Source organism: Vibrio sp. TH_r3 (assembly GCF_033101115.1).
GTDB lineage: Bacteria > Pseudomonadota > Gammaproteobacteria > Enterobacterales > Vibrionaceae > Vibrio.
On sequence record NZ_JAWMPW010000001.1, the window covers coordinates 38,880 to 52,204 of the forward strand.

The 13,325-nt window shown below is 38.2% G+C and carries 13 protein-coding genes; 3 read left to right on the plus strand and 10 right to left on the minus strand.

The features are described 5' to 3' along the window. Positions 1-72 precede the first annotated feature (72 nt). A complete protein-coding gene (locus R3X26_RS00170; protein ID WP_317715100.1) occupies positions 73-1,875 on the plus strand; it encodes an EAL domain-containing protein in 1,803 nt (600 codons plus the stop codon). A 34-nt stretch (positions 1,876-1,909) separates the two neighbouring features. Here R3X26_RS00170 and R3X26_RS00175 read toward each other — a convergent pair whose 3' ends face one another. From R3X26_RS00175 to hrpA, 4 genes are all read right to left on the minus strand, one after another. After that, complete coding sequence (locus R3X26_RS00175) at positions 1,910-2,308, minus strand: ribosome recycling factor family protein (protein WP_317715101.1); 399 nt, start codon at positions 2,306-2,308, stop codon at positions 1,910-1,912. 283 nt (positions 2,309-2,591) lie between these two features. Continuing rightward, positions 2,592-2,735 (minus strand): hypothetical protein, encoded by a 144-nt coding sequence (locus tag R3X26_RS00180; protein WP_317715102.1) that lies wholly within the window; start codon positions 2,733-2,735, stop codon positions 2,592-2,594. A 76-nt stretch (positions 2,736-2,811) separates the two neighbouring features. After that, a complete protein-coding gene (locus R3X26_RS00185; RefSeq protein WP_317715103.1) occupies positions 2,812-3,294 on the minus strand; it encodes an outer membrane beta-barrel protein in 483 nt (160 codons plus the stop codon). 94 nt (positions 3,295-3,388) lie between these two features. After that, positions 3,389-7,318, minus strand: coding sequence for an ATP-dependent RNA helicase HrpA (gene hrpA, locus R3X26_RS00190; RefSeq protein WP_317715525.1), 3,930 nt, complete (start codon positions 7,316-7,318; stop codon positions 3,389-3,391). A gap of 223 nt (positions 7,319-7,541) precedes the next feature. Between hrpA and R3X26_RS00195 the strand changes: the two genes are divergently transcribed. Then, positions 7,542-7,904, plus strand: a complete 363-nt coding sequence (locus R3X26_RS00195; protein ID WP_317715104.1) for a hypothetical protein — start codon at positions 7,542-7,544, stop codon at positions 7,902-7,904. Between the two features lie 50 nt (positions 7,905-7,954). Here R3X26_RS00195 and R3X26_RS00200 read toward each other — a convergent pair whose 3' ends face one another. Then, a complete protein-coding gene (locus R3X26_RS00200) occupies positions 7,955-8,677 on the minus strand; it encodes a sulfite exporter TauE/SafE family protein (protein WP_317715105.1) in 723 nt (240 codons plus the stop codon). Between the two features lie 135 nt (positions 8,678-8,812). Between R3X26_RS00200 and R3X26_RS00205 the strand changes: the two genes are divergently transcribed. After that, complete coding sequence (locus tag R3X26_RS00205) at positions 8,813-9,259, plus strand: TerB family tellurite resistance protein (protein WP_317715106.1); 447 nt, start codon at positions 8,813-8,815, stop codon at positions 9,257-9,259. 192 nt (positions 9,260-9,451) lie between these two features. Here R3X26_RS00205 and R3X26_RS00210 read toward each other — a convergent pair whose 3' ends face one another. From R3X26_RS00210 to tyrR, 5 genes are all read right to left on the minus strand, one after another. After that, positions 9,452-9,982, minus strand: a complete 531-nt coding sequence (locus R3X26_RS00210) for a 3'-5' exonuclease (RefSeq protein ID WP_317715107.1) — start codon at positions 9,980-9,982, stop codon at positions 9,452-9,454. A 37-nt stretch (positions 9,983-10,019) separates the two neighbouring features. Continuing rightward, on the minus strand, positions 10,020-10,493 hold the full coding sequence (locus tag R3X26_RS00215; RefSeq protein WP_317715108.1) for a DUF2947 domain-containing protein: 474 nt from the start codon (positions 10,491-10,493) through the stop codon (positions 10,020-10,022). Positions 10,494-10,582: 89 nt separating this feature from the next. After that, complete coding sequence (locus R3X26_RS00220; RefSeq protein WP_317715109.1) at positions 10,583-11,176, minus strand: HD domain-containing protein; 594 nt, start codon at positions 11,174-11,176, stop codon at positions 10,583-10,585. Continuing rightward, positions 11,163-11,753, minus strand: a complete 591-nt coding sequence (locus tag R3X26_RS00225) for a GNAT family N-acetyltransferase (RefSeq protein ID WP_317715110.1) — start codon at positions 11,751-11,753, stop codon at positions 11,163-11,165. Before R3X26_RS00225 ends, R3X26_RS00220 begins: the two co-directional genes overlap by 14 nt. After that, complete coding sequence (tyrR, locus tag R3X26_RS00230; RefSeq protein WP_317715111.1) at positions 11,753-13,300, minus strand: transcriptional regulator TyrR; 1,548 nt, start codon at positions 13,298-13,300, stop codon at positions 11,753-11,755. Before tyrR ends, R3X26_RS00225 begins: the two co-directional genes overlap by 1 nt. Positions 13,301-13,325: the final 25 nt, after the last annotated feature.

Sequence of the window (13,325 nt, forward strand, 5' to 3'; positions counted from 1 at the left end):
AAAACTTAACAAACTCTGGATTTGATAAAATTTAGATTTACCGCTTTATAGCGATAAGTAATAGAGTAAAAAATGAAAGAGAGTAATGACGCCACATATGCTTCTAATACCGATCTTGTCGAGACTTTTAACTCTGGTTTTCTAGCCCAAACTTCGCTCGATCCTATGTCAATTGAACTTGAACAATTAGGCACAGATAACACAAAAAACGCATCGCTGTTTTTTTCTATCGTTGATCAGAGTTCTAATGCTGTCGTCATAACTAATGTAGATAAGAATATTATTTACGTAAACAAAAAATTTGAGCAACTCAGTGGATATAACTTACAAGACGTTATTGGTAAAAATCCTAGAATATTAAAGTCCGATCACACTTCAGAAGAAACATACAGAGATCTATATATTTCCTTACAAGCAGGAAAACCGTGGCACGGAATATTCATCAATTTACATCGTAATGGGAATGAATATGTAGCTGAAACGGTCATCTCACCAATTATAAATAACCGCGGGGAAATTGTTTGTTATTTAGCAGAAAAAAAAGATATTACCGCTCAAAGACTGGCTGAAGATAAAATACAAAAACTAACTTATTTTGATAATCTAACCGGCTTACCAAATAGAGCTCATTTTATAAATGAATCGGAATCACTACTAAACAGTGTTCCAACTAAAGGCGCTAATAACTTTAGTATACTTTTCGCTGACCTGAATAAATTTAAAGAACTAAATGACAGTCACGGTCATTTAGCAGGTGATGCAGCATTAAAAGCCGTAGCAACACGTTTTTCGCATCAACTTACTGAGAACGATTTTATTGCACGAGTTGGCGGAGATGAATTTGTTATCATTCATAAGCATTCAACTCCTTCTAGTACAACGCTTCTCGCAAAAAATATTATTGAGTCACTATCACAGCCAATAGACGTTTTAGATAAAAAATATCATTTAGGTGTTAGTGTCGGTTCATCAAGCTACCCTAAAGATGGACGTAACTTAGAAGAGCTTTTGTCACGTTCCGACTTGGCAATGTATAAAGCAAAATCTTTGAATAAAAGTTATATCGCCTACACAACAATAATTGGCTACGAGCACAATCGAGAAATTGTATTATCCAGTAAACTTGCTAAAGCAAAAGACAATCAACACTTTTCTCTACAATACCAACCTAAGTATCAATTAAATACCAATCAAGTTGTTGGCTTAGAAGCACTTTTACGTTGGAACGATCCTGATTTGGGTTCGATTAGCCCAGTAGATTTTATTCCTATTGCTGAAAAACACAATTTAATGGCAGAGATCGGCAATTGGGTTATACGTCAGGTCTGTCAACAGCTTAACAGTTGGCAATCTCAAGGTTGGGAGTTTCAAGGTCGTGTCGCTATCAACATATCAATTCAACAAATTGAACAAGCTAATTTTCATGATAACTTTTTGACTATCCTCAAGAATGAGAGCATTAAACCGACGCAAATCGAACTTGAAGTCACGGAATCTATATTGATTCGTGATACGCAAAAAGTCATTTATATTTTGAGTCGACTGGAAGCTATAGGGGTAACAATTGCTATAGATGACTTTGGAACTGGCTATTCATCGTTATCGTATTTGAAAAACCTTAAAGCCAATAGCCTTAAGATTGACCGTTCTTTTATTCACAATGTTACTGATGATATACATGACAAAACCATTGTTCAGTCGATTATTGATTTAGCCCACAACTTAAATTTATCTGTGATTGCAGAAGGAGTAGAGACCGAACAACAATTGAAACATCTTCAATCAATTGGTTGCGAAATAGCGCAAGGTTTTTACTACTCTAAACCGAAAAACCCCGACGATTTATTTCCTTACATTAACGAGAAAAAAACGTAGCCCAGCTACGTAATAATTATTATCATCTATTCAATCAAAATATATTCGCACGAAACCTGGCTTGTCTAGCTTCTAACAGAGAGCAATTTGTCTGCGCCATTAGCTCGGATAAGGTCATCGTTGGTTGCTCGGTAATTAATCTTACTAATCTCTGCTCGAGAGTTTCATCAATAAAATTATTTTCTATTAATGACGTATCTATTTTTTTTATCAGGTAACTCATTTCAGCGTCGAAGTTATTTTTGAGCTTATTTAGACAACGATTTACGTCACTGGCTTGTCCAACTATCTGCCAATTTCTAGAACGACGAACTCGTTTCAATTGGCACTCGTGTTGCTGAGCAACTATTTGGGCTTGTTTGACCCATTTTGACCCAATACGATGGATTAATGATGGTAAATGAATAGATAAAATTTGGTTATCTGCTGGCACTACTTAAACCTACGCCGATTGAAATGATAATTTTACTGTGCACTAAACTCTAACGGCTATATTTATACGGTAGAAACATTGATCCATGCGACAATAATTTAAACTTCGTATTTTCTTTTTTTACACCAAATGTTAAGCACATCTAGTTAGTAACATCTGCGTTTAGACAAGTTACCTAATAAGCGATACATTGGATGTTAGCAATAACTATAAGGAGAAGTGGAATGGATTATGAAATAACTACCCAATCTACAATTTCGACTCACAGTTTTCCCACAGGTACTTACGTATGTACCACCTGCAATATGGCCGTCGATATCAGTTTCGAAGATAGCCACAAGCCACCAACCTGCCCTTGCTGCGAACAACCGGTATTCTTAACCATTGAAGAAGACAAACCACCTGTATCTTCAGCACTTATGTTCACGATTAGATTCTGATTATTTTAGACAAAGACACCAGTCGGTAAAAACTAACTTGGTGTCTTCATATTCGCTAGGTAATTATAAAAAGTGGAAAGTTGCAGTTAAGGAAAAATTCTTAACATCTTCGTCATCCATTTTATAAACATGATAACCGGCACCAATAGCGATTGGTCCAAACAAAAAGTACTCAACACCAACACCGTACATCGGGTCGATACCGTCGTCTTCTACTGTCGTACCAGAAATGTCAGAATTCCAAGAGTGTAGTCCTGCACGACCATAGATATGTAGAGGGCCAAAATCAATGCTTGGACGAACCGCAGCATAAAGTGAACTGGCGCTCAACTCACCGCCCGCAACATCAAATGAACCATGATCAATATAACCGCCTTCAATACCAATAAATGGTAATAAACCCGTACCAACATGAATCTCTGTTGATGTCGAAGTTTCACCATCATAATCGGATTGACCTACCATCGCCCCACCGTAGATTAATGCGTCTGCTGCAGCGGTTGTAGTAAAGCTAGCCAAAGCTATTGCTAATAGAGTTTTTTTCATACCTTACCTTCTTAATTATATTCTGGATGCGGCATAATTTTGCCTCAAACGTTACGTGTTTTTTATCATACTTAGTATAAAGCAATTTTCTTGCCTAACATGCATCAATTGCGTTTTTTATTCTTTTATCCGACACCGGATAAGGCGTACCAAGCTGTTGCGCGAAATAGCTCACCCTAAGCTCTTCAATCATCCAACGTACTTCTTTAACATTTTCCGGAATCGTTATGCCTTTTGGTATTTTATTAAGCAGTTCTCGATAATCTTTTTGAATTGACTCAATTTTGAGCATTTGCAATCTATCTCGGTTCGGATCAATTGGTAACTTCTCCATTCGACGTTCTATTGCTTTTAAGTAGCGTAGGATATCTGGTAATTTTTTCCAACCGCACTCTGTTGCAAACCCCTTAAAAATGAGGCCTTCAAGCTGAGCTTTAATATCTGACAATGCAAACGCCATAGTAAAATCTACTTTGCCTTTTAATTTTTTGTTAATCGCAAAAGCAGTCGTTAAAATAGTTTCTACTTGCTGCGCAATTTTTACGACCGTGTCACCTAATTCAGCTCGAATCGTTTCTTTTAGATTGTTAAATTTCTCAGCTTGCCAAACCAGACCGCCTTGCTCTTCAATTAACTTATCGATACCACAAGCAATACAATCATCTATTAAATCTAGTACTTTGCCATACGGATTGAAATAGAGTCCAAGTTTAGATTTATTGGGCAAATTAGAATGCAAATATTTAATCGGCGACGGTACATTTAATAATATTAGTCTCCTTTGCCCTGCTCTCATCGCTTGTAATTGCTCTTGCTCTGTTTCAAACAGCTTTATCTCTACACTGTCTTTGCTGTCAACAATAGCGGGAAAAGCCTTAACATCGAAACCACCGCGTTTTTGCTGATAAACTTTAGGAAGTTCACCAAAGCTCCACGTATGTAACCCTTGCTGTTCAATATCGTCATCTGCAACTTGTGATAATGTTTTCTGTACCTGCTCTTTCAAGCTCTCTTTTAATTGATGCAGATCTTTATTCTCTTTTAGCTTGCGTCTTTTATGATCAACTGCTCGAAAAGTCATTTTTAAGTGTTCTGGAATTTGCTCTAAGTTCCAGTCATCACGCAACACTTCGGTACCAGTCATTCGACGCAACTCTTTTTCTAGAGCGTCTAATAATGGTATTTCTTGAGCCGTCACTCTTGCCAAAAATGCCTCAGCATAATTTGGTGCAGGAACAAAATTCCGCCGTAAAGATTTAGGCAAAGATTTAATTAAGCTAATCACTAATTCTTTTCGTAGTCCAGGAATCTGCCAATCAAACCCATAAGGCTCGACTTGATTAAGAATGGCTAGTGGGATATGCACTGTTACACCATCAGTATCTTCGCCGGGTTCGAATTGATAGGTCAACTTCAACTTAATACCGTCTTGATACCAGAAATTTGGATAATCTAGATCCGTTACATGGCTAGCATCTCCTCTAAACAGCATCTCTTTAGCAAAATTAAGTAGTTCAGGACTGGTTTTTTGGGTGTCTTTCCACCACTTATCAAAATGTCTCGCAGAAACTATATCCGTAGCGACTCGCTGGTCGTAGAATTCGAACAATTCGTCGTCATCAACCAGAATGTCGCGTCGTCTAGATTTATGCTCTAACTCTTCAACTTCAATAAGCAGCTTTCTGTTATTACTGAAGAACGCATGTTTGGTATCCCACTCCCCTTCAACTAACGCACTTCGAATAAAGAGTTCTCGGCTCAATACCGGATCAATCGTACCGTAATTAACCATCCGCTTAGCAACAATAGGAATACCGTATAACATGACCTTTTCTGAAGCCATAACCGCACCCTGCTTTTTAGACCAGTGCGGTTCACTGTAACTTCGTTTAATTAAATGTTTGGCAAGTGGTTCAATCCATTCGGGCTGAATTTTGGCGACGACACGTCCCCATAGTTTAGAGGTTTCCACCAATTCAGCAGAAATAATCCATTTAGGTTGTTTTTTAAATAAGCCTGAGGCAGGAAAAATATGGAAACGGGCATTACGCGCCCCTTGATATTCGTTCTTTTCTTGGTCTTTTAAACCTATATGAGAGAGTAACCCAACCAATAATGCACTATGAATACTTTCATAGTTACCCGGCTCACTGTTTAACTTGGTATCCATTTCTCTCATAGATTGGTGCAATTGAAAATAAACATCTTGCCACTCACGAATACGCAAGTAATTCAGAAAATCTTTCTTACACTGCTTTCTAAATTGATTAGATGAAAGTTCATTTTGTTGCTGTTGGAGATAATCCCACAGATTAACAAACGTTAGAAAATCAGATTCTTTATCAAAAAAGCGACGATGCTTTTCATCAGAAGCCTGTTTATGCTCAGTTGGACGTTCTCGCGGATCTTGAATCGATAAAGCAGCAGTGATTACCATCACTTCTTTTAGGCAGGAATAGCGAGTTGCTTCAATTACCATTCTGGCTAAACGAGGATCAATCGGCAATTTAGCTAGCTTTCTGCCGATTGCAGTCAATTGTTTCTTGCCGTCTTTGCTACCTGGATTAATGGCACCTAATTCTTCAAGCAACCTAACACCATCTTGAATATTGCGCTTATCCGGAGCCTCAACAAATGGAAAAGCTTGAATATCACCTAGGCCCAATGCTGTCATTTGCAAAATAACGGACGCTAAGTTAGTTCTTAATATTTCTGGGTCGGTAAACTCGGGTCTGGAACAAAAATCTTCCTCTGAATATAACCGGATGCAAATACCTTCTGCAACACGTCCGCAACGACCTTTACGTTGATTAGCACTTGCTTGTGAAATTGGCTCTATAGGTAAACGTTGTACTTTGGTTCGATAGCTATAACGACTAATGCGTGCAGTTCCGGGGTCAATCACGTATCGAATTCCTGGCACAGTCAGAGATGTCTCAGCAACGTTAGTCGCTAACACAATACGTCTACCCGTGTGTGACTGAAATATTTTATTTTGTTCACCAGCGGATAATCGCGCGTATAACGGTACGATTTCGGTATCACGCAAATTTCTTTTATTTAATGCATCGGCGGTATCTCTAATCTCTCGTTCGCCGTTCATAAAGATAAGAATATCGCCAAGTCCTTCTTCACAGAGTTCATCAACGGCACTGAATATTCCATCTAATTGGTCAGTATCATCCGCATCTTCACTATTTAATGGACGATAACGGGTATCGACAGGGAACGTACGACCAGATACTTCAATAATAGGCGCATCAAAAAAATGCTTGGAAAAACGCTCAGGGTCAATAGTTGCAGACGTAATAATAACTTTAAGATCAGGACGCTTAGGCAAAAGATTTTTCAAATAACCTAAGATAAAATCAATATTAAGGCTGCGTTCATGCGCTTCATCAATAATAATCGTATCGTATTGATTTAAAAAACGATCATGCTGAATTTCTGCCAGTAGAATACCGTCAGTCATTAGCTTAATTTGCGTGTTATCTGACACTTGATCGTTAAAACGCACCTTGTAGCCAACGAATTCACCAAGCTGAGTATCCATTTCTTCCGCTATGCGATTCGCGACAGAACGCGCCGCTAAACGACGAGGTTGAGTATGACCAATTAACCCATATTTTCCTCGACCAAGTTCACTGCAAATCTTAGGTAACTGCGTTGTTTTACCAGAACCTGTTTCACCGGCAACAATAACGACTTGGTTTTGTTCTATCGCTTTGGCTATGTCGTCTCTTTTTTGGCTAACGGGAAGTTGCTCAGGATAAACTATCGTAGCCGTTTGTTGTTGTCGCTGCTGAACAACCATCATAGATTTAGCAATATCTAGTGCTATCTCATCAAAAACCGCGTGCTTTGAATCTAGGTTTTTAATTCTGTCGGCACCTTGAATTCTTTTCGATAGTCTAAACTTATCTTTTATGAGGCATTGTTTAAGTGCATAACGTAGTTGAGCCGAACTGTTGTTCTTGCTGCTATCTTTATTAGAACGGTTGGCTTCATTTGTATTCTTAGCAATATTTGGCTGAGATCTTGTATTTGACCCGGTCAACGTAAAACCCTGCTTGACTTAAAAAATTGGCCTGATTGTATCACAGCCACCATAACAACTTGTAGCCTGTTAAGTGTTTACCTTTAGTGATTATTTTGACTATTGCTTTATAGGAAACATGAAGATTATTTACGCTTTTATTAAAATTGTCGCTACAATACGCAAACTTATCCTACTCAAGCGATCTATTGTGAAAACATCTGAATTAATCCAGTTTTTAGTTAACCTTCCAGAGAACACCGATCCTGAAGTTGTTACCGGAGAAGAATGGTTGCCAGAGCAATTAATCAACGCAAGCTTTGATGGCAACCTTGTTAATCTTCATTTTGATAACGCACCAGAAGAAGATGCAGGAGAAATAGAAGCACGAGGCTTTGTTGAACACGAAATAACCATGATAAAGGATAAGATCGTTCAGCTTATGTTTGAGACCAATTTACCCCCCAAAACAAAAGCCGAAATTTTACTAAAACTCATTGTTGTTAGTCATGAAAACAACAGTGATGAAGTGTTAGAAGTTTTAAACAATCCGGCCAATTGGCAGTCTAACTAATCACTTTTCTACCAAGTACGTTATACACTGAGTAGGCAGTAGAACTTAAATTAGCTGAAACTTTTTACTATTGCCCCTACTCCACTAATTAAGCACAGACTCAGAGCAGACCATCTAATCCATTGCTTAGATAAACGATGAGCAACCAGTGTTGCTACCTTGTAACCCAACCATGCAGCAGGTAATAACGGTAAACTCATATAAATATGTTCTACGGTTAGATAACCAACTAACCACTGTACAACTAACGACATAATTGAGCTAAATAGAAAAAATGCAGAAAGGTTGCCGCGAAACTTATTGGCTTCTTGATGTTGCAATAGTATCGCCATTGGCGGCCCACCAATACCGGAACTTGTGCCCATAAATCCGGACAAAAAGCCAGCAATGGCCATTTTATTTCTGGTTGGCTCTATACGAAATGGCAGTAAGCTGACCAACAAAGAGAGTAATACGATAATACCCAACCATAAAGATAACACTTGAACTGAAACATAGGTTAATAAAAGCCCACCAACAACCGAGCCTGGAACACGGCCAATAATGGCACTTTTTAACTCTCCAACCTCAATATTGGAGCGATTTTTAAGTGTACTAAGTGAGGTAATAAATAAAGCGATAATAACAATCGGAACGGGCACATAGTCATTAGATAACAACATAAGTAAGGGTGCGGCTAAAATCGCCAAGCCGAAACCAATCGCCGTTTGTACAAATGATCCAAGAAAAATAATTGCCATTGCAAGCAATACAGGAGAATAGCCATCTAACATATTGATTAAGCTTATAAGTAAAGAGTAAGTTGATACCTAACCTTATAGCATTATTTGTAAAGTATCGTAAGGATCTCTTGAAAAAATAATAAACATCTATATGTTTTAGTAACCAGCAACAACCAAGGCTAACCCATGTTCAAATCTATTAAATCGATGTTTAAAGAATTATTGGAAGGTAACGACTTATCAATAAACCAATTAGATAACCCTGATCTCGCAATTGCTTCGTTACTTTGCGAAGTAGCAGCAGCAGATACAGAGGTTCAGCAAGACGAAGAAAAAGCAAAAATCACGTTACTCTCCCAGTTAGTTAATATCACCGAACAAGAAGCTGAAAGCCTAATAGTACAAGCAAACCAAAATATTAAAGATTCTGTGTCCTTGTATGATTTTACTACTCAATTGCGTCAATTAGAGCAAAATGATCGATTTGAACTGATCAAAGCTATGTGGCAAGTTGCTTATGCTGATGGGGAAATTGATCCATTAGAAGACGCAGTGATTCGAAAAGTAGCAGAATTGCTGTACGTTGATCACAGCGAATTCATTCGCGCTAAGTTAAGTGTAGTGAAGCCTTAACGTAAGGTAATCAATGTTACTTTAAAATAATAACCTGACTATAAAAGAACAAAACGTTGTGTAAAAACAGTCATAGTTGAAAAAGAAAGGGCACAAAGCCCTTTCCTATTTTTATCTAAACCGATTATATTCAACTTAATACGCGATAACTTATCCAAATGCATCCAATCCACAACAGTGAAATATTGCCAACTATAGAATAGTCAAAGCAAGTTTTGCTAAATTGTAAGCGTCTACATAGCCAGAATGCTGCCTACCTTCCCAGTCAATCCCTTTAGATTCTTGTGCTTGTTTATGCCCTATTCTTTTATCTTTAAGTCGATTTTGTACACGAAACAATGTTGCTAAGTTAATGTACTCTTGGAACGGAACGGACAGACCTTTTTGTTGGCATTCTAGACTAAGCACTAAGTCATCTCGTCCCCAAGCGGCATATATTTTATTACGACCGCCAAAATTCTTAACCATTGTCTTTAACACACGGTCGAGTGGACGGCCTTGTTTTTCAATTTTCTTGGCAGTAATTCCCGTTAGCTCGGTACAAAAATCCGACACTTCATCATGTTGTGGTTGAACATAATATTGTGCTCGCTTCACTATCTGTTGAGTCACTAAATCAATTTCAGCCAAACCTATTTCGATAATTTCACCGGTACTACCTACCCCGTTGATATTCCAGCAACACATCTCTAAATCAAAGCATACAATTCTATTATAATTCATGAATAACCTTTTGGTTGGTTACTCTGGCAAACGTTCATTATGACTTTTCTCCCAGTTTTACACTGCCATCACTGGCAAACCAAAGTGCTTGTTTTCTTCTTCTCGCCAATAGTATTGGACCATCATCATAAAATAAAAAATTCTTCCAATTTTGCTTAAAAACAAACCACTTAGTTTCGATAACATTATATTTTTCATAACAAAAATAAACGGTTACATCATCTTGCCAATCAATATGTTGCAGAATTTCTTCAGGTAGCGCATTGTCGTCACTTTCCCATTCACTCATCCAATCAACAACATTAAACCAGCTATTAGTTTTTGTCGGCCAATCTTGATTAGAAAACCTCTCAGAATCAGGACTTTGTGCGCTAACATTCTCTTTCCAAAATTGGGCTGATCTTTCTGCTGTCATTGGCTTTATCAATGAATGAAGAGACTCATCAACCGGCATTGAATGGTGAGTGAAGATCCACTTCCGATGATATTCATTAAAATTCAAGTACGACATTAACTTTCCTAAATTGCTCAAATACAAATCACGCTAATCTTAAATATCGTCCAAACTACCTAAGACGAATTACTAGTCACTCGCTAAATTTATGGCTTTAGCCAACCTTTTTCTACCGAATCATCAATCATTTGTAGTGCTTTTTGCCAAAGTACTGTTGAGCCGTTTTCGATTCGACCATTAATATTGATAACTTGTTGCCTTTCAATTCCGTGTTCTAACCAACTTTGTCCTTGATTGTGATAATTCATCAACATCGGAATAACTCGATCTAATGCCTTGGCGAATTTTGCATCGGCAGATTCAGCGGTTTCAAATTCAAACCAAATACCTTTCAGCTGTTCCGCTTGGTCGGCGGGCAGCATAGAAAACAAGCGTTCAGCCGCTTTCACTTCATTTTCTTGTTGATCTTTAGATGCAACAAGGTCGTAGACGAACGTATCGCCGGCATCTATCTCAACTACATCGTGTAGAAGCAACATCTTGACCACTTTGCTAATATCCACCGGCTCGTTGGCGTGTTCTTGCAATATAATCGCCATCAATGCAACATGCCAACTGTGCTCTGCACTATTTTCAAATCGTTTATCTGCACTTTTAACTCTAGTTCGCCTTAATACAGATTTTAATTTGTCTAGTTCCATTATCAATTCAAGCTGTTGGCTCAATCTATCGTTTGTCATTTTTATCTCGCCAGTGAGGATTAATTAATGCAGTAAGGTAGTGATCCTGCCACTGCCCATTAATCAATAAATAGTCTTTGGCTAAGCCCTCTTTTTGAAAGCCTTGCGACTTTAAAACCGCAGCACTTTTTATATTGTTGGGCATATAACTTGCCGAGATTCGATGTATATTTTGTTCCTTAAACATCCATTGACACGCAACATTAAGTGCCTGTCGCATATAACCATAACCTTGAGCGTCTTTATCCAGTGAGTAGCCCACACTACAAGAATGTAGAGGAAAACGAATGAGGCTGCTAAAAGAGATAGTGCCTATCATTTCGCCAGTTTGTTGTTTTAGGATAAGGCAATAAAAACCAAGTTCTAAAAGATGCAGCTCCGTTAGTTTTATCAGCTTCTTTTCCCATCCTTCTTCAGTGAAAAAAGCGGCTTCTCTAGTGGGTTCCCATGGTTTTAAATGTTGTTTATTTTTAATGAAATAATCACTGATTAATTTTGCGTCTTCTTTTCTAGCCAAACGTATCTGTAGATCACCAACTCGTTTGTCAAGACGTTGAAATTTGTATTGCTTCCACATTATTGTTTCTTAATTCCGTATTCTCGTAGTTTATTGGCAATCGAAGTGTGCGAAACCCCTAAGCGTTTAGCTAATTTGCGGCTGGACGGGAATGATTGATACAATCGATCTAGAATTTGAGATTCATAATCACTCATTATTTCATCTAACGATCCTTCTAAATTAACCCCAGTACGACCGGATATTGTTGATTCAACTTTAGGAAGTTGGAAATCCTCAATTCGCAATGAAGAACCATTAAACTGAGTAATTGCTCGTAGAACTGTATTTTCTAACTCTCTAATGTTACCCGGCCACTGATAATTTGAAAGTGATTCTACTACCTCGTCATCAAGATCAGGTTTCACAATACCAAGCTCAAGCGAATATCGTGTAATAAACAAATCCAGTAATATTGGCACATCACTTGCTCTTTCTCTTAACGCGGGAATCGAAAGCGTCAAAACGTTCAGACGGTAATATAAATCTTCTCTAAACTTACCTTGTTCAGTTAACTCAGCCAAGTTTTGTTTAGTTGAAGCAATAACACGAACATCCACATGAATTTCATGCTCTTCACCAACGCGACGATAGGTACCATCTTGTAAAAATCGTAGTAATTTGATCTGTAAATGCGGACTCATTTCGCCAATTTCGTCCAGGAAGACAATACCACCATCCGCTTGCTCAAATATGCCTTTGTGCGCTATCTCGTGGTTAAAAGCGCCCGCAGCATGGCCAAATAGTTCAGTTTCGGCTACATCATCTGGCATAGACGCACAGCTCAACACCAAAAAAGGTTTTGTTGAACGCTCAGATCGAGCGTGGCAAGCACGAGCTATCATTTCCTTACCAGTACCGGTTTCACCTTCAATCAACAAAGGCTGATCAAGCATTGACAGTTTCTTTGCTTGCGATATTAATAATTTATGACGATTAGAAATGCCGACAAAGTGATCAAATCCAATGGAATTTGATTCAGGTAAAAAGTGGGTCGATAACTTCGATTGTAAGGTCGACTTTAAGCCTACTACCGCACTTGCTAATACCGACTCATCACTGTCTTCACCACTGATATACACAGGAGTAATATCTAAAATATAATCTAAACCGCCAATAACAACGGGCACTCGAGTACGATTTACCGCCCCCTCGATCCAGTTCAAAAAACTGAAACTGGGTATATACTCATTAATTTGATGGCCAATAAGCTCATCCGCTCTTTTGCTTAATAGCTCACACGCAGCGTGGTTTACCGTGTCAATGCTGCCTTTAAGGCTAATAGACAGTACAGGTTCAGGCAAGTTAGCAAGTAATGAAACCAGTTCAGTGTTATGTCTTTCACTTGGCATAAAGCGTACTTTTCGTACATCAGTCACGCCATTAATACGTCTAATCTGAGCCATCAATTCACTGAAAGCTTCAAATTCTATCTCTCGGCAACTTAAATAAATTATACCGACGACATCAATTTCTATCCCTCGCAAATCGATATTCCGCGAAACTAAAAGCTCAAGTAGTTCTTGAGTTAATCCCAGCCTATCTTCACACAATACTTCAAGGCGCACAGAAAACTCCATCAGGGTGTCAGGA

Bases quoted from the DNA above. Each gene is read 5' to 3' on its own strand.
- R3X26_RS00210 (WP_317715107.1), bottom strand. From the start codon at position 9,982: ATGAATTATAATAGAATTGTATGCTTTGATTTAGAGATGTGTTGCTGG.
- R3X26_RS00220 (WP_317715109.1), bottom strand. From the start codon at position 11,176: ATGACAAACGATAGATTGAGCCAACAGCTTGAATTGATAATGGAACTA.
- R3X26_RS00185 (WP_317715103.1), bottom strand. From the start codon at position 3,294: ATGAAAAAAACTCTATTAGCAATAGCTTTGGCTAGCTTTACTACAACC.
- R3X26_RS00200 (WP_317715105.1), bottom strand. From the start codon at position 8,677: ATGTTAGATGGCTATTCTCCTGTATTGCTTGCAATGGCAATTATTTTT.
- R3X26_RS00170 (WP_317715100.1), top strand. From the start codon at position 73: ATGAAAGAGAGTAATGACGCCACATATGCTTCTAATACCGATCTTGTC.
- R3X26_RS00205 (WP_317715106.1), top strand. From the start codon at position 8,813: ATGTTCAAATCTATTAAATCGATGTTTAAAGAATTATTGGAAGGTAAC.
- R3X26_RS00225 (WP_317715110.1), bottom strand. From the start codon at position 11,753: ATGTGGAAGCAATACAAATTTCAACGTCTTGACAAACGAGTTGGTGAT.
- R3X26_RS00215 (WP_317715108.1), bottom strand. From the start codon at position 10,493: ATGTCGTACTTGAATTTTAATGAATATCATCGGAAGTGGATCTTCACT.